Origin of the sequence: Christensenella intestinihominis (assembly GCF_001678845.1) — a bacterium.
Taxonomy (GTDB): domain Bacteria; phylum Bacillota; class Clostridia; order Christensenellales; family Christensenellaceae; genus Christensenella; species Christensenella intestinihominis.
This window is the reverse complement of the sequence record NZ_MAIQ01000004.1, coordinates 37,099-54,356: the sequence shown is the minus strand read 5'-3', so window position 1 is coordinate 54,356 and position 17,258 is coordinate 37,099. Positions and strand designations below refer to the sequence as shown.

At 43.6% G+C, this 17,258-nt stretch carries 17 protein-coding genes and 1 tRNA gene; 14 read left to right on the top strand and 4 right to left on the bottom strand.

Going from position 1 to position 17,258, the window contains the following annotated elements:
* The first annotated feature begins 3 nt into the window (after positions 1 to 3).
* The 4 genes from alsK to BBD38_RS06710 all read left to right on the top strand — a co-directional run bounded on the left by alsK (position 4) and on the right by BBD38_RS06710 (position 4,213).
* Positions 4 to 912, top strand: coding sequence for an allose kinase (gene alsK, locus BBD38_RS06725; RefSeq protein ID WP_066686053.1), 909 nt, complete (start codon positions 4 to 6; stop codon positions 910 to 912).
* Between the two features lie 12 nt (positions 913 to 924).
* Positions 925 to 2,403, top strand: coding sequence for an L-fucose/L-arabinose isomerase family protein (locus BBD38_RS06720; protein WP_066686052.1), 1,479 nt, complete (start codon positions 925 to 927; stop codon positions 2,401 to 2,403).
* A 101-nt stretch (positions 2,404 to 2,504) separates the two neighbouring features.
* A complete protein-coding gene (locus BBD38_RS06715) occupies positions 2,505 to 3,527 on the top strand; it encodes a carbohydrate kinase family protein (RefSeq protein ID WP_066686479.1) in 1,023 nt (340 codons plus the stop codon).
* Positions 3,528 to 3,628: 101 nt separating this feature from the next.
* Positions 3,629 to 4,213 carry an HD domain-containing protein gene (locus tag BBD38_RS06710; RefSeq protein ID WP_066686051.1) on the top strand — a complete coding sequence of 195 codons (585 nt, stop codon included), beginning with the start codon at positions 3,629 to 3,631 and terminating at the stop codon, positions 4,211 to 4,213.
* 75 nt (positions 4,214 to 4,288) lie between these two features.
* On the opposite strand, the gene BBD38_RS15075 is transcribed toward BBD38_RS06710, so the two are convergent.
* A complete protein-coding gene (locus BBD38_RS15075) occupies positions 4,289 to 5,071 on the bottom strand; it encodes a prepilin-type N-terminal cleavage/methylation domain-containing protein (protein WP_066686050.1) in 783 nt (260 codons plus the stop codon).
* Positions 5,072 to 5,641: 570 nt separating this feature from the next.
* Here BBD38_RS15075 and BBD38_RS06700 point away from each other — a divergent pair.
* The 7 genes from BBD38_RS06700 (at position 5,642) to BBD38_RS06670 (ending at position 10,973) form a co-directional block, all read left to right on the top strand.
* Complete coding sequence (locus BBD38_RS06700; RefSeq protein WP_066686049.1) at positions 5,642 to 7,306, top strand: DEAD/DEAH box helicase; 1,665 nt, start codon at positions 5,642 to 5,644, stop codon at positions 7,304 to 7,306.
* Between the two features lie 341 nt (positions 7,307 to 7,647).
* Positions 7,648 to 7,836, top strand: a complete 189-nt coding sequence (locus tag BBD38_RS06695; protein WP_066686047.1) for a hypothetical protein — start codon at positions 7,648 to 7,650, stop codon at positions 7,834 to 7,836.
* 99 nt (positions 7,837 to 7,935) lie between these two features.
* A complete protein-coding gene (locus tag BBD38_RS06690) occupies positions 7,936 to 8,352 on the top strand; it encodes a hypothetical protein (protein WP_066686045.1) in 417 nt (138 codons plus the stop codon).
* Positions 8,353 to 8,460: 108 nt separating this feature from the next.
* On the top strand, positions 8,461 to 8,817 hold the full coding sequence (locus BBD38_RS06685; RefSeq protein ID WP_066686041.1) for a hypothetical protein: 357 nt from the start codon (positions 8,461 to 8,463) through the stop codon (positions 8,815 to 8,817).
* Positions 8,818 to 8,946: 129 nt separating this feature from the next.
* On the top strand, positions 8,947 to 10,125 hold the full coding sequence (locus tag BBD38_RS06680) for a tyrosine-type recombinase/integrase (protein ID WP_066686037.1): 1,179 nt from the start codon (positions 8,947 to 8,949) through the stop codon (positions 10,123 to 10,125).
* Between the two features lie 166 nt (positions 10,126 to 10,291).
* The gene (locus BBD38_RS06675; RefSeq protein WP_066523086.1) at positions 10,292 to 10,480 is read left to right on the top strand and encodes a hypothetical protein; all 189 of its coding nucleotides are present in this window, start codon (positions 10,292 to 10,294) and stop codon (positions 10,478 to 10,480) included.
* Between the two features lie 295 nt (positions 10,481 to 10,775).
* Positions 10,776 to 10,973 carry a hypothetical protein gene (locus tag BBD38_RS06670; RefSeq protein ID WP_066686036.1) on the top strand — a complete coding sequence of 66 codons (198 nt, stop codon included), beginning with the start codon at positions 10,776 to 10,778 and terminating at the stop codon, positions 10,971 to 10,973.
* 130 nt (positions 10,974 to 11,103) lie between these two features.
* Here the strand turns inward: BBD38_RS06670 and BBD38_RS14475 are convergent, their stop codons facing one another.
* Entirely contained in the window at positions 11,104 to 11,280 is a 177-nt protein-coding gene (locus BBD38_RS14475) for a toxin-antitoxin system HicB family antitoxin (protein ID WP_147568113.1), read from the bottom strand.
* 197 nt (positions 11,281 to 11,477) lie between these two features.
* On the opposite strand from BBD38_RS14475, the gene BBD38_RS06665 reads away from it, so the two are divergent.
* From BBD38_RS06665 to BBD38_RS06655, 3 genes are all read left to right on the top strand, one after another.
* A complete protein-coding gene (locus BBD38_RS06665; protein ID WP_066686029.1) occupies positions 11,478 to 12,197 on the top strand; it encodes a zinc-ribbon domain-containing protein in 720 nt (239 codons plus the stop codon).
* A gap of 265 nt (positions 12,198 to 12,462) precedes the next feature.
* Complete coding sequence (locus BBD38_RS06660) at positions 12,463 to 14,520, top strand: hypothetical protein (protein WP_066686024.1); 2,058 nt, start codon at positions 12,463 to 12,465, stop codon at positions 14,518 to 14,520.
* 191 nt (positions 14,521 to 14,711) lie between these two features.
* Positions 14,712 to 14,788, top strand: a tRNA-Met gene (locus BBD38_RS06655).
* A gap of 53 nt (positions 14,789 to 14,841) precedes the next feature.
* On the opposite strand, the gene BBD38_RS06650 is transcribed toward BBD38_RS06655, so the two are convergent.
* The gene (locus BBD38_RS06650) at positions 14,842 to 16,056 is read right to left on the bottom strand and encodes a tyrosine-type recombinase/integrase (protein ID WP_082903340.1); all 1,215 of its coding nucleotides are present in this window, start codon (positions 16,054 to 16,056) and stop codon (positions 14,842 to 14,844) included.
* Between the two features lie 4 nt (positions 16,057 to 16,060).
* Positions 16,061 to 17,197: a DUF6076 domain-containing protein gene (locus tag BBD38_RS06645; RefSeq protein WP_066645987.1), complete on the bottom strand. Its 1,137-nt coding sequence runs from the start codon at positions 17,195 to 17,197 to the stop codon at positions 16,061 to 16,063.
* Between the last annotated feature and the right edge of the window lie 61 nt (positions 17,198 to 17,258).

Genomic DNA, 17,258 nt, shown 5'->3' with positions numbered 1-17,258 from the left:
AAAATGAAAAGCGCGATTGGGATTGACATCGGCGGCACCAATTTCCGGATCGGATGGGTACGCGAAGACGGCGCGGTGCTTTGCTCGGATAAAAAACCGAGCGAAGCCCTGTGCGCGGGCGGAAAAGCGGTGGATTTGCTGGCCGGGGAGATACGGGCGTTTATGGAAGCAAACGGCGTTGGAGACGCGGCGGCCATTGGCATCGGCTTCCCGGCCCCGGTCTCGTCGGACGGGAAAACAGTATTTCCCTGTCCGAACCTGAAAAACCCGGTGGAGGGCTTCGGAAACGTCGATGTGGTAAGCAGGCTCATGGAAAGCACCGGCCTGCCTGTGGCGATTGCCAAGGATACGGATATGCTGCTCCAGGCGGAAATCACGGTGCGGAAGACGGGCCCGCAGGACATTGTGACGGCGTTCTATTTTGGAACGGGCGTGGGCAACAGCGTCTATTACCGCGGGAATATGCTGCGCGGGGCGCACGGAAGCGGCTGCGACATCGGGCATATTCCTGTGCTGGGGGGAACGCGGACCTGCGGATGCGGGAAAAAGGGCTGTATCGAATGCTATGCGTCGGGCACATACCTTGCCTCGCTATGGAAAAAGAAGTTTGCGGACTGCGCCCTTCCCGATATTTTCCGGGTGCATGAAGGGGCCCCCGAGCTGGCGGACTTTATAGAGGCCTGCGCAATTCCCGTGGCGGCGGAGGTCACGATCTTCGATCCGACGCTTGTGGTCCTCGGGGGCGGCGTACTCGAAATGGAACATTTTCCGTATGCGGAGTTGACAGAGAAAATTTACGGGCATGTGAAAAAACCATACCCCGCGGAGGCAATGAAAATTGAACGGGCAATGGCGGGAAAGGATGCGGGCATACGGGGCGCGGCATGGTATGCGCTTGCGCATGCCCTTTAAAGGGGAAATAGTATGAAAAATATACCGGAAGTGCGGCTGGGAATCATAGCCGTAAGCAGGGACTGCTTTGTGGCAAGCCTTTCAGAGCGCCGCCGCAAAGCGGTTGCGGAAGCCTGCGCACAAAAAAAGATCGGTCTTTATGAGGTGCAGACGCTTGTGGAAAGCGAACGCGATGTGCAAAAGGCCCTCGGTGAGGCGCGGCGCGAAGGATGTAACGCGCTCGTCGTATTCCTGGGGAATTTCGGGCCGGAAACGCCGGAAACGCTTCTTGCGGAGAAATTCGGCGGCCCGGTGCTTTATGTGGCGGCCGCGGAAGAAACGGGAAAAGACCTGGTGGGCGGCCGCGGAGACGCATACTGCGGCATGCTGAATTGCTCTTACAACCTGGGGCTGCGCAAGCTGCGCGCGGTAATCCCGGAATCGCCGGTCGGCACAGCGGAAGAAATCGCGGGGCAAATAGGGGAATTCCTTCCCGTGGCGCGCGCCCTGCTGGGGGTGCGTTCCCTTAAGGTGATTACCTTCGGACCCCGGCCGCAGGATTTTTTTGCCTGCAACGCACCGATTAAAGGCCTGTACGACATGGGGATCGAAATCCAGGAGAATTCGGAGCTCGATCTCCTGGTGGCCTTCCGCGCGCATGAAAATGACAGCCGGATCGGCGGAATCGTTGACGAAATGAAGGAAGAACTGGGAGGAGCGCCCTATCCCGACCTCCTGCCGCGCATGGCGCAGTTTGAACTGACGCTTCTCGACTGGGCGGCGGAAAACAGGGGGGCAAGGGAATATGTGGCCTTTGCCAACAAGTGCTGGCCCTCGTTCCTGAAAGAATTTGGTTTTGTACCCTGCTATGTGAACAGCAGGCTCACAGCAAAGGGGTATCCTGTCGGATGCGAGGTGGATATCTACGGCGCGGTCAGCGAATACATCGGGACGTGCGTTTCCGCCGACGCGGTGACGCTCCTCGATATCAACAATACGGTCCCGCAGGACCTCTATGAAGAAGAAATCAAAGGACGCTGGGATTACCGCCTGCACGAAACCTTCATGGGTTTCCATTGCGGCAATACCCCGATCTGCAAGCTTTCGGAAGGGAAGCTGCGTTATCAGCTGATCCAGAACCGCCTGCATGAACAGGGCGGCGAACCCGGCTTTACCCGCGGGACAATGGAAGGGGATATTATGCCCGGGCCGGTGACGCTGTTCCGGGTGCATGCGCATGCGGATACATCCCTTGCGGCATATATCGCGCAGGGAGAGGTGCTGCCCGTGCCCACACATTCGTTTGGCGGGATTGGTGTGATTGCGGTTCCGGAAATGGAACGGTTTTACCGCCATGTGCTGGTCGGAAAGCATTATCCGCACCACGGCGCCCTCATGTTCGGGCATGCGGGGAAAGCGCTTTTTACCGTTCTCGATTATCTGGGGATTGGCGACATTGCGTTCAATCAACCCAGGCATATGCTTTATCCGGGGGAAAATCCATTTGTATGAAAATGCGGATCGGTTTTTCCGCAACGTTTGAAAGTGTGCGGGGCTGCGGAGTCCTCCTGCCGCAGCATCCCCGGCACACTTGGGGAGAAAGGGAGAGAGCGATGAGGGAAGGAATCTGCGTGGCAGGAAGCGTTCTTGTCGATAAGGTATACCCGATCGAGATATATCCGCCCAAGGGAGAGCTTACAACAATTACGGAGGGAATCACCCAATCCACCGGCGGCGCGCTCAGCAATGTAATCCAGGACCTCGCGAGGCTTAACCCAAAGCTGCCGCTGCAGGCGGTCGGCCTGGTCGGCGCGGACGAAGAAGGCCGCTTCATCAGGGACGAATTCGCAAAATATCCGAATATCGACCTGCGCGGGCTGAGGACGGAACCGGACGCCCCCACTGCGTTTTCGTTTGTGATGAGTGAAAACACCACAAAACAGAGAACGTTCTTTTGCTGCCACGGAACAAATTCCCTGCTCAGCGAGCAGGATTTTGTGTGGGAAGAAATTAACGCCCGGCTGCTGCACATAGGATATATCCTTTTGCTTGCACATCTGGATTCACCGGACGAGACCTATGGAACCCGGATGGCGCGGTTGCTTGCGCGGGCGCAGCGGGAAGGGATTAAGACCTCGATCGATGTGGTGAGCGAAGCGGGCGGCCGTTTCCGGCGGCTTGTTCCCCCGGCCTTAAAATATACGGATTATTGCGTAATTAATGAATTTGAGGCGCAGGAAATTACAGGGATACGCCTGCGCGGCAAGGATGGGGCGCTGTACCGTGAAAATATGCCGGATGCGCTTTCCGTGCTCCGCAGTATGGGCGTTGCGGAATGGGCGGTAATCCATGCGCCGGAAGGCGGCTTTGGCATGAACTGCCGGGGAGAGTTTGTGGAGGCAGACAGCCTTAAGCTGCCGGCAGGCTTCATCAAAGGAACGGTTGGCGCGGGCGATGCGTTTTGCGCGGGTATTCTTTATGCGGCTTACCGGGGGCAAAGTCTCCGGGAAGGAATTATTTTGGGGACGGCTTCCGCAGCCTGCTCTTTGTCCCATGAAAGCGCGACCGGCGGCGTGCGCAGCGAGGCGGAGGCGCTCATGGTCGACCGGAGGTACAGGGCCCCGGCGGGCATATAAAACAAGCGAACGGCCAGGCGGCCTCCGGGCCGTCTTTTTTGTTGCGTTTTAAAGAATGGATGTCATATAATAAAAGAAAAACCGGGAAGGCAATACATTCAATGAGTACGCAGGAACAGATCAACGAATTGAAAACAGAATTCAGGGAACTCCTATTATCCACCCAGCGCGACGGGGCCGAAAAACTGCTTGCGTGGCTCGAAGAAACGGATTTTTATTCCGCGCCCGCCAGCACCTCCAAGCACGGCGCGTACGAGGGCGGCCTTTTGAACCACAGCATGAATGTGTACAAGCTGCTTGTGAATTTCAATAAGAACATTAAATGCGAACGTGAGGATTCCCTGATTATTGCCGGACTCCTGCACGATGTGTGTAAGACGAATATGTATGTAAAGGGAATCAGGAACGTTAAAACCCCGGGCAAACGCGAATGGACGGAAAAAGAGGTCTATATGATCGAGGATGAGCTGCCCATTGGCCACGGGGAAAAGTCCGTTTACCTGCTGATGAAACATATCGACCTTACGGAAGAGGAGGCGGTTGCGATCCGCTGGCATATGAGCGGTTACGATGACGCCGCCCGCAGCTATATCGGCGGCATTACCCAATCGAAAGCATTTGAAAAATATCCGCTTGCCCCGGCGCTTGCAATCGCGGATATGTATGCGACCTATTTTGCGGATTGAATTTTAAACGAATTAAAAACACCGGAGCTTCCAGCCTGTTGAAAACTCCGGTGTTTGCTTTCTGTATAAAGATTTTTATAATAACGGCTGCCAGCCATTGGCATCCATTTCCTGTTTAATCTCATTCCACGATTTATTCATGACGCGGATTATACTGCCGTTATTCCCATGATACCATTTTCCGTTTTCAGGGTTAAAGATCAAATCGGCGCGCCAAAGATCGGAGGTGCTTGAACCGTCGTTGGTATTGGCATAAACCGTTACATTTTTGGAAGGATTCTTACCTCCGGCGCTGCTTGCATCGACGTACGGCTGAATATAATAATCGCCGCTGATTCCGTTCCGGTCCAGCACAGAGGACGGGAATGCGGGCCATTTTCCGTCATAAGCGCTGCCCATCAGATAAGTACGGAGGGAATCGTTATTCAGGTATTTGACGGCATTCCCGGTGGCCGCGGCAATCTCGGCGCTTGTCATGCCGGTAAATTGGTACATGTTCAGGTAAGATTCAACCGCAATGTCAAGCGAACTGTTGGGGTCCTTGTGGTAGGTACACATAATGAATATATTGTCACCCAACGAATACCCAACATAGGAACCGCCGCTGGGGCAGGTAGGCGTCGAAGTAAAATATTTATCGCCTTCATTGGCGATGACTTCTTCGATTTTAAGGTCTTCCTTGAATGCGCGCTGCGTTTTATAGGCGCGTATAATTTGCTGGATATTATTATCGCATACCGCCTTTTGCGATGCGCTAATATAACCGATTGCATTTGGAATCAGGATTGCTGCGAGAATTGCAAGGATTGCAATTACGATAATCAATTCAATTAGGGTAAAGCCGCTTTTTTTCTTCATAAAATAATACCGCAATGCTCCAATATGTTATATGTTATTATAGCCCTTTTTGCAGGCGCTTTCAACAAAATCGAAAAAGCTTTTGAATATATTAATCAACCGGAGAGCCCGGAATGGAAAAAAGGGAGTTTTGCGGAATCGTGCAGTATAAATAAAGTGATTTATTAATGTGAACTTCTTTCGCGGTATGATGATAAACAATTTTACATCATAAGCATAGATTGATTTTTAATCCCATAAAGCATGGATTAACTGTTGACTTCCCAGCATTCTTATTATATAATAACTAAGCTGTCTCAAATAGGAGACATCGTAAATACGTCGCGGGGTAGAGCAGTTTGGTAGCTCGTCGGGCTCATAACGCGCGGTCGTACAGAAAAAATCGCATAACAAAGCCAAAAATTAGACCTGTGAATAGAGCGTTTACAGGTTTTTTGTTTGCCATCGAATTTTGCCAAAGTACGCATTTCCCCTCCTATCCCCCTCCTGAGATTGTAAAATTGATGATTTTTAGCTATATTACGGCTATAATGAAATTATAATAACATACAGTGAAGCAGGAGCTTACGAATGACACAGAAAGATAGCGAATCAAGGATAAAGCTAAATTTACAGTGGATAAACGAACTTATTGGTGAAGACTATAAATACTGGAGCGATGGTTCGGTCATAATAATTGAAACTCAAACAGGAACAGGCAAGACAACCTTCATCAAAGAAGTGTTGGTTCCGTTTGCGATAGAAGCTGGAAAGAAAATCTTGTTCATATGTAACAGGATAAACCTAAGGCGGCAAGTAACAGAAGATTTGCTGAAAGTGGCGACAGGCAAAGAAGCCGGCTACTCACCCAAAGAGTTAGACGAGATAGAACTGGACGGGATAACCATTAAAAGCTATCAGAAAATTCAGGAAGAAATATTAAACGATAAGTACAATACTGGTTCCGGTCATGCCAGCACCATAGATATATATGATTACATCATTTTGGACGAATGCCACTACATTTTTGCGGACAGCAATTTCAATAACACAACACGCCTGATTTTTGAAAAGCTGATACAAACATGGCATTATAACGCAGTAAAAATCTTTATAACTGCAACAGCACATGAAATCAAAGATTCCATTCGTAATTATCTAAGTGATCGCTCACGTAAAATAACAGGACTTCCATGGGTCTATGAACATTTCAATATGCGTGACTATACCACGGGAACAGATTATCGGTATATAAATAGTACAAAGTATTTCAAAAATATCAACGATATAATTGCAACCATTCAAAATGATATGTCGGATGATAAGTGGATTGTTTTCGTCTCCAATATAGAAAAGGACGGTAGAGTAATTGAAGCCGCTTTAGGAGAGCAAGCTGTTTTCATAACGAAAGATACAGAATCGAGCAATCCAGAACTACAATTAATAATCAATGAAAAGAGATTCAGTAAAAAAGTACTCATAACCACTAGCACTCTGGATAATGGAATCAGTATTGAGGATGAAAGTGTAAGGCACATTGCCATTATGACATGGAATGAAATCTCTTTTATACAAATGCTGGGCAGACGTAGGGTAAAGATAAACAATGCAGATAAGGTCAATTTGTATATCCACACGCGGGATAGTAGGAGTTTCCGTACATTACAAACAGTCTATGAAAACAAAATCAAAGAAATCGAACTATGCAATGAAGATTTAAACGCTTTCAACAGGAAATATGATAATAGTCCAGACGGGTTAGGACTTCTAAAGGAGCTGTTCTATAGGCACGAGGCTACAGGCGAATGGACAGTCAATCCAATAGGCGCAGATAGGTTATATAGCGATAAAAAGTTTGTGGAGCGAATGATTAAGAGATTTCAAACAGACAAAAAGTTCGCTTTCGTCAAAGAACAGCTATCATGGATTGGGCTGGAAGATACGTTTGATGAATCTAATCTAATAGAGAATGTAATGCCTAATACCATAAGAAATGAACGTGAATCCTATCTGTCCAGTATATATGAAAAAGGTACTGACGGCGTAATGCTGATGAAAGCGGACAGAGATGAACTAATAGAGAAAATCAATATACGCGATGGGAACGGCAGACTGTTCAAAAGCGCCAAAACGTTAAACAGTGCGTTAGAAGAATTGGGAAGCCAGTTCCGCATAAAGTCATTTGAGACGAGCAGGAATGGGAAATCATATAAAAGCGCTTGGAGAATCATAAAGCAGATACCCGAAGAACAGTAACCCCCTTTTTTGGTTGAAAATTAAGTAAGCTTAAAAACCAACGAAATACGGGGGTTATGTTTGTTTCTGTCTCCCAAAGCCTATAGACACCCTATAGCGTTAAAACATACTTTTCCCGAAAAGTTCCCCGTCCAAAAGAGTTCAAAGCGTCTATGCGTCCCACAGAGCGTATAGCATATACTTGCCTCATGTTTTTCCAGAAAATCGCCCTAAATTATGAACATTTTGTAAACAATACAAAAATCCGGTCGAAATCCGGCTGTTTTTTCGCACCGAAAACGTTATTAGATGTATACGTTTCTATATAGGAGCGGAAAAATTTGGAGAGAGGAGGAATAACAATGGAACCAATCAATTTTGAAGCCGACAGTCATTTTATTATAAGCGGGATAAAGCAAGACCTCGTATATTTGCAAGATAGACTGACGGTCGAGCAAGTCACAGGCAAGAAAGCATGGAATCTCGTTTGGAAAATTAAAGACCAGCTAGAAGAATTGGATTTTGTACTTTCACATGCTTGTGGAGAGTAACGCCATTACACACAACTGCGGTGACTGATGGACGGGATAGCGCAATTCTTCTAAAATCACCAAAACAAACAAAGCAAAAAATTTATGGAGAAAAGAAAAATGGAAAAAGCGGTTTTTAAGGAATTACATCCACTGAAACAGGTACTAGAGTTCGAAAACTATGCTGAGGAAAGGAAATTTCCACAGGATATAATGCAACATCTCTCTTGTATTGGTGGGTACTATTACGAGATTTTGACTGAACTGTCAAAACCCGAAATGCGGGATAAGCCTTTAACGCCAGTTGTTCGCTTAATGACTGAAGGCATGCACAACATGTCGTTGCACGTTGGGTTTATGCTTAAATGCTATGACCTACTAGATGATGAATGCTGGCAGCAGTTCAGGAGGCTATGTGAAGAACTAAAAAATTTCGATGAGATGATGGATTTTTCAGATGAAGCTTTCTCAGCACCTAGAGCAAATGACGGTGATGAAAACCCAGGTATAGTCCTTGTTAAATATCCTCGTAAATAAGGAGAGGATAGAAGCAATGTTAGCGATGGGGGGCTACTCGTAGGTAGCTCTCCAATATAACAGCAATGGGAATCAACTGTACACAAACAAAAAATGGAGGTAAGAAAAATGGTTACAAAAAATCACAATAGGAGTCTTGAGAAGGTTCGTAACGAAATAGGGCAGTTTCACGAATATTTAAGGACAAAGCATTTACTGAACGATTGCTTTCAGGGACATATAAACAAACTCAATATTGCTTTGATAAATCTGACGATTTTTCTAAATTCCTCAAAGGCAACTTCTGATGGAAGGCCACGTAGAAGTTTTGCGATAGACCTTTTCAAGGATATACCATATGGCATATTAATTATATTGTTTGATTTAAAGAATATGGACTTGCTGAATGATGACACATGGAGACGGCTGAAGCGTTTTTATGCTAACGTAGACCAAACCTTTTGTGAATTATTCCCACAGCATTAACAAAGAGCAGGTTCCCCAAAGAAATAACCTCTCAGATTAAGAGGTTACAGCCCTTCGTGAGCCAAGTGTATAGTTGTGGGGGCTGCTTCGGGAGTCTCCCAACATACAAAAACTGTGGAGGAAAAAGCAATGGCAAGCGCCAGAAAAAGAGGAAAAGGCTACGAGATCAAGGTATATTGCGGTCTGCGCCCAGATACATTTGGGCGAATTGATAAGTATGAGATGTGGTATCCCGAACCGGGCATGACACCAAAACAGATTGAAAAAGCATTGGAAAAAGAAAAACATCGGTTCGAGGAAGAAGTCAAACATGGGCATATCTATGACGATAAGATGAAATTTTGTGAATTGGTGGAGCTGTGGAAGAACGATTACGCCAAAAATAGGTTAGCTCCTAAAACGTATTCGCGCTATGGGGATTACCTGAAAAGGATTCTTCCCGTCATAGGACACATCAAATTGAAAGACCTGTCCCCTGTCCATCTGAACAGATTATATGAATCCCTTACAAAATATGGGCTGAAACGCGACAGGAACGGACACATCGTAGGGGATGGACGGTTTGCGCCAAAGACCATATTAGAACATCACCGGGTAGTATCGGCAATCCTTTCAATGGGCGTTCGTTGGGGAATTGTAGAACAGAATGTTGCGGCAAGGGCTACCCCGCCAAAGGTGCCGTATAAAGAACGTGCCTATCTAAATGAGGAACAGACCAGAGAGTTAGTGTGCCTGCTTGAAAAAGTACCTATCATATATAAGACCATGACACTACTGTTAATTCATACAGGCATGAGGCGTGGCGAGCTGATGGGGTTAGAGTGGAAAGACATTGACTTTGAAGCAAACACTATGAGGATTGTTCGTACATCACAGATCGCAAATGGAATCATCACAAAAGAACCAAAAACAAAATCCAGTATTCGGACATTGACCTTTGGAAATACAGTCCACAAACTTTTGACAGAATACCGGCTATGGCAGAACAAGCGCCGTCTGAAAGCAGGTGCAGACTGGGTTCAAACAGACAGACTGTTTACGACGAAAAGTGGAGAGCCGTTAAGTCCTGACAGTATATCCTGTTGGTTCAAACGGTTCATCAGGATTAGCGGATTACCAATCGTAACATTACATTCCCTGCGTCACAGCAACGCTACGCTGATGATTGCGGAAGATGTAGATATTGCCACAGTATCAAAACGGTTAGGACATTCCAACACCGCCACGACTTTGAATATCTATACCCATGCTTTGAAATCTCGTGATAAAGTAGCTGCTGAAAAACTGGACTCTATCTTGGCATTATGAGAGGATGGGACAACTGGGGCAAGTATATAACACCTTAATAGCCAAAACAAAGAAAGTGTAACAGAAGTGTATAACATTTGCCCCTTTTGCCCCATCTAATATAGCAGATGATATATCTGCCCGAATTGTTGCGTGTTATGCCAAAGAATATTCGGAGAAAGTAATCATGATTGCAGTAAAAGAGAATGCGGAGTATCAGGTTGGGTTTGAAGTATCACAAGCAGTCGGGCAGCTTCAAGGGTTGAAAAACGAGATCGAAAATGGTGGTTCAATCAGCAAAGCGGATATAATATCAAGATTAGATGATATTTTAAATAAGTTAAGCAAAATTCACAGTATGATGACTGAAAAGTAACTGAATGTGTTGCAGGCTGTATAGCAGGAAAACCGTTTGAGGCGAAGCCCTTTCCGCGAAAACATTTCAAAACCGTCTATGAGGATCATGGAGTCCCGTAGGCGGTTTCTTTTTGCCATTTTTCAAAGCAACAAACCTAACCCCCGTTTTTTGCTGAAAATTAAGCTAACTTAACTTTCCACGAAATAGGGGGGTTAAATGTTTTGAACTTTACAATTAAGAGGAAAGAGGGTTTTGTGAGGGAAAGCTAAGTTGTGGGAGTTTCCCAAAATCATATTGAAAAGAGGTCAGAAGAATGAACGAAAACAAAATCATGGAACAGCTTAAAAGTGCAAAAAGAATGATTATCACCTTGCTTGAAAATGTAGATGAGAACTATATTTTTGATGGCAAGGACATTAAACGATTACGGAAAATGCTTGGCGATATTCGATTGATGGAGCAAAAAGCAAAATTTCAAATGGAAACTTTTGAAACGGCAATGATACTATGAAGCTCATATACGTTAAAAAGTCGTTTGCCGGACAGGTGGCCGAAAAAGTTTTAAAAAACTGTCTATGGGGCTGTAGGAGTTCAATAGAATGTGGTTAAGGCATAAAAAGAGTTGGAACGAATGCGATTCTTCAATCAGAGGTCGGTTTAATGTTTTGCAAAGCAAATTGAATACATTGGTTGATAAATTCATTTCGGCTTATATCGGCTTCTGTTGCACTTTTGTCAACATTTTTCAACAAATCAGTCGATATACGAATAGAAATAACTTCTTTATCTGGCTTTTTGGGAATGAATTGCTTGACCATAGCTTTCTCCTTGACATAATTGTATTCGATATACTATAATTTGTATGTATTCTAAAAACGATATTGAAAATCGAATATTGTGTAAAGAGTACCGCCAAACGCAGAGAGATTATTCCCATTTATTAAGCACATAGCTTAGGACAAAATAGAACTGTTTTCATATAATAAAATATATTGATAATAATGGAGGAAGAGGAATGAAATACTGTAATCAATGTAAAAAAGAGGTTTCTGATGGCGCTAAATACTGCATACATTGTGGCGCAGATATAGTTGAACAGCAGGAAAAATCAGTAAAAGGGAAATCTACGAAACAAAATTTGCGCAAATGGATATGTATTGCTCTTGCTGTTTTACTAATCTTTGCAGGACTTGTACAGGCAACAGGGGGAATGGATGAAGTAAGAATCGGTGGAGCGGGAGCGTATGGCGGCTCTTCTATGGCGACAACAGTTTCCGGGTTTACAGCAGTTGGTAGTGCTGCTGTATCAATTTTCTTAGTTGCCACTCCTGCTGGGTGGATTACCTTGGGTATCAGCGGAGTAGCGTGGATTATTTCACTTATTGCCGATAATTACAAATATTCCAATTCTGCATTAAAGGATGTAATAGACGCATATGATGAGCAAATTGATATAATGAATGAAGAATATGATAAGGAAAAGCAAAATATTGAAGAAAATAAGGCAGACCAAATGTCGCAGGATGAATTCCGTAGTAACTCTGAAGCGATGAGCTTCTTAAAAGAAAGTGAAGAAGACTTAATAACAAAAGCTCAGCAAAAGATAGTATCAGAAAGACAGGAAGAATATTTGAAAATGTTGGAAGAATCCCATAATAAGGCGATTGAAGAACTTACAAAAGCAAAAATTTCTGCTTGGGAACAACAAAAAGCGGCTTTGGATACAGTTGCGTAACTTCGGTATGATAAAAATAACATGAACTGATAGAAACCCGCTTAGCGAAATGTTAGGCGGGTTCTTATTCATCTAAAATAAGCAAATAGTTAAAAATATTCCCAATTATTTTTAACCAGATAATATCGAAAAAATATTTAAAGTCACGAATTCGTTGAATATGTTGATACAGCAACAATATAGTGATAATATTGAAATTAACATCTTTGTTTTTGTCTATTAGCAATAAAAAATATGCGATTCAATCGGCTCTGGAGGAATTCGAATGGCTGAAAAAATTACAGTAGCATTAGATTTGATGCGATTAGAAGGCATATGCAAAATGTTACTTGATACTATTAATGAAGACGAACTGAAACAAAAATATCTATTCGTCACGGGCCAAGGAAAAGTTGACAATTTAAAAAGTGCATTATCCCAACTTTCAAAAGCTGATCTCTACAAAATTATTAAGCGTTCACCTGAAATTTCTGAAAGTGTAATTAGAAGTTATTATGAAGAATATAGGTACGGAAGAAAGCCAGGATTTGTTCTATACTGGGCCAATAAGTTTGTTGGAAAGAAAATCAATGAGTCCAAATTAAAAGATCAAATGGATGAATTCCTTGGAACAAAGCATTATAATGTGGATGCGCGGTTTAAGGATTTAAAATGTATTGCGATCACTAAATGGACGGAAGAATCATCGGAAATTTTTGAAGTAGGCTTAACGTATCTCAAAAAATATAGCTACATTACTCCCCAAAATAGGTTTGATTATATCCATGAATTGACAGATTGCTTTGTGTGGATTAACGTTGAAAAAGGATTTGCGGCATTATATAATATGCCTCCTACAATTGAATATATAATTCGAAACGCAATTCTGGAACTATTCGATGTGAAGTTGGTGGGATTATCCTTAAACAAGGCAGTTTTAGATACAATCTTTAATCCAGATGATAGAAAAAAAGTGTCTCTTACAAGTACAATTTTAGATGAAAACAAACCTCAAAAGGTCACATTCTCTGACCCTGATTTAGCGCACAAACAGGATTCATTTATGAAAGGGTTCGAAGAGCATGAAATTGCAGCAGCTCTCTATAATGAGCAGATTGACAATGATATTATTGCTACTTTAGGTGTGAACAGTAATAGAGGGAAATTATATATTAATCAAAATTTAACTACTTCACAATTCAGAAAATGGAGCATAAAGCGAATTGTGACAATTATCGATTATTTTTCTGATATCTTTTCCGAGGATGGTATAGAGAAATTTAGTCATATACAGTTGTTTAGTGGCGGCGAATGGGGACATCTTCGACTCGAAAGCAGGGAGATACTTAATGAAATTGCTCGAGTAATATTAATCTGCAAACAGAAACACGTGGAACAGTATCCCATTAATATTTCCCCTATTGCTTTGTACAACGCTTTCCCCAAGCAGACTGCCTATAGTTATCTTATCGTTTGCGAACGATGTGAGGATACAACAATTCCGAGTTGTATACATTGTCAAAAAAGTATATTTAAGTTAAGCCCGAAAAATACTTTGTCCTGTGAGTCGTGTAAAGAATCGATCACAACGGTTAAATGCGTAGAATGCGGGACGATAAAACCCATTAGAAATATTGATGAAATTCTTTCTATTGCACTTAACGATGAATTTTTAATAAAAATCATTTCTGAATTACAAGCAATTGAACCCAAACTTAAATTGGCTGATAATGAATATGTAACCGTCTATAATGGTCACTTAAGGATTTTAAATGCCGGTGGCTATAAAAGGCTTAGGCCAAAAGATATTCACCATTTCAAAGATTTATATGAATTTACACCTAGCGTATCGGACATAGAACGTGCAAAAAATATTTTGAGAAATCTTGGAGAAAAATGCAAGAAACATCCAACAACAGAGATGTGCGAGGAATGCCGATATAAGCAATTTGATTCAATAGAATCGGTTGAGTGTCTTCAACAACTCTTTTGTTATTTTGATGATTTTATTCCGCAACCACATCAAGGGCAAGAGTATGGTGATATATCAATTACCATAAATCTTGATGGCAGAGATCAAAACATGCAGGGTATTATGAAATCTGAAAATAGAAAAATTACACGATCGTCTAAAACAGGGCGTGAAATACTTGATCAAACACTGAAGGGGTTACAAGATGTAAGGACTGAAATAATTTCTATTATCGTCCCCGCCACTTTGGATACTCAATTGATAGAGGCTTTATTGCTTTTGGCTAAAATACTTAAGAAAAAAGTAATAATATTGGATAGTGATTTTATGATTCGTTTGACTCTTGCATATGAAAAGAAAAAGCTTGTGTGAAATATATAGTATTGTGTCAATAACTCCCCTCCTTTTGCCCTCGACATAGAATCGCCAAAGTTTTGTGCTATTGGCATATAATAAAATATATGTGCGATTTCATCATACAAAAGGTGCTTTTCCCTTGACATCCTATGCCACCTGTTATATAATAATTAAGCTGTCTCAAATAAGCGGCACATAAAATACGTCGCGGGGTAGAGCAGTTTGGTAGCTCGTCGGGCTCATAACCCGGAGGTCGCAGGTTCAAATCCTGTCCCCGCAACCACAAAGAAAACCTGATAACCATGCGGTTTATCAGGTTTTTTCTTTGCCCATTTTTCATCGTTTACCCTTTAATTTACCCTTTACAGAATTGATGTAGCTTTGCATTCTCTGCGAACTTTCCTTTTTCATCGTTTCCGTAACGTGCCCGTAGGTGTCGAGCGTGAACGCCGCCGCATGATGTCCGAGATTTTCCTGCACTGTCTTAATATCATCGCCGGAACGTATTGCGGCTACAGCGTAGGTATGCCGCAAATCGTGAAAACGAGTGTCCGGCCTTTTTAACGATCTCATAATATCCTTGAAATTATTATAGATCGTCTTATGGCATAAATGCCCACCCAACTCATTTGTAAATACTAACTTCTCATTTTGCCACGGTTCCCATGCTATCCCCGCTTTTAGTTTCCATTTCTTTTGGTCTATATTTTGCTTGCGCAAAATCTTCATAACTTCGGGTGCAGGCGATAGTTTACGTGCCTTATTATTTTTAAGTGTTCCAAACAAATACTGATCTTCTACTTTCTGTAATTGTCTATAAACATAAATCGTTCCCTTTTTGAAGTCGATACAATCCCACGTTAGCCCCAGAATTTCTGATTGCCGTAACCCCGTGAATAGACCAACCAAATACACCCGTTCATATTTGTGTCCTTTAATCGCATTCAGAAATTCCGCTATCCCCGTATCGTCAAGTGGTTGTATCTCCGCTTTAGTGATACGCGGGAGCTTACAGGCGTTGGCGGCGTTATACTTGATATATCCGATCTCTACAGCCTGTTCTAATGCCCTGTGAAGGATTCCGTGTACGTTCTTGACCGTCTTAGGGGATAACCCTTTCTTATCCTTCATACCGCGGTGCAGCTTGTTATAAAAGGACTGTATCATGTGCGCGTTCAACGCCTGTAACTTGACCGCTCCGAGCGCTGTTGAAATATGGTTATCAATCTGCGCCTTATATTCCGTTCTCGTTCGCGGTTTTAACTGTCCCGTGTATTCTCTATACCAGATTTCAAGCCATTGCTTTACGGTCATTTTGGACGGCTCAATATACATGCCGTCATCAATGGCGGTTGTGGCTTGCTGTAACTTTTTCCGCACATCTTTCTGCGTTTTGGCATAGACGGACTTCTGTATCTGCTTGCCAGTGCCAGGATCGCGCCCTACAGTGTAGCGGGCCTCCCATGTACCATCTGCACGCTTGCGCATCGTACCGCCGCCTTGTGCGCCCCTTTTTGTCCTGCGGTTTTCCGTATCTTCATTCCTTGCCATACGATCACTCCCCATACTTGAGCCAGTCAAGAAATCTATCTGCCTGCATCAAGCCATTTTCTACATCTTTTCTTAACTTCTTCGCTTCCTCTTTCCACCGTTCAAAATCAGTTTCGGAAAGATCGCCTTTCTTCATTTTCGCAAAATTGTTTTTGTAGGCTTGCCTGTACGCCTTTTTTTCAGGCGATCTATCCAGATTCTGCATGTACTGCGCCATAGCTCCTATTTGTCGGCAGGTGTTACCTTGCGCGTCTATGGTGCGCTCACAGTAGACGGTTCGTCCCTGCGCCACAAAATACCGCCCACAGTGCTTGCATTTCCGAATGACAACCTCCTGCTCGATCATATCCTTAATGTATGCCACTATGACGCTTTGCAGGGTATCATCTGTATGGATATAAAATTCCAGACGGCGCATATCGCCCTCAAGCGCGATCATTAGCTTTTGGCTGATTTCCGCGTCGTGCAGAAACGAATAATCCGAGGGAGCCATGAGGTCAAGCGGTACTTTTGCTGAAATCCCCGTATTAGAGGTTATATCTTCCGTTTTTCCTTTCGGGGCATGGAACGACTCATTGACACGTTCGTCATGTGCTCCCAACAAATGATAGATCATATCCATGCGTATATCTGCCGTCGCTTTCTGACCATATATCTTATCTGCAAATACATTCGCGTTCAGCAAGGTCTTTACCTGTTCAATATAGGTTGAAATGACATGGGCGTTTAAAAATATGTCTTTGAAGCCCTCTAAGACGGATTGCTTGTTCCATTCCTTCCGCCGGAGCAAGGCATCTACCACGCGCAAACTCTTTTCACGGTATACGCTGAAAAGATCGGGAAGGACGGAGAGCAACGGTTTTGTAGTCTTTGCCAATGCTCTTAGTTCGTCTTTTATTGCTTCCGCTTCCTGCATGTTCATGCTTGTAAGCAGAGCGGCGGCGGGGAGCGAAATACGTTCAAAAACCTGCGTATCTGCTTCCGCAAGGTCAAGCAACATAGTACCGTATGTGAAACTTTGGAGGACATCATTTTGCGTTTCCAGATATTCCGGATTTGTGTCCTCAACATAACGGCAGATTCGCTTTTCTGTAAACTGTTCATAGTCCAATGTAAACAACATTTCGGTTAAAATCTGCATTGTAGAACTCCTTCGACAATTTAATAATATAATTATAAATTGTACAGCCATATATGTCAAT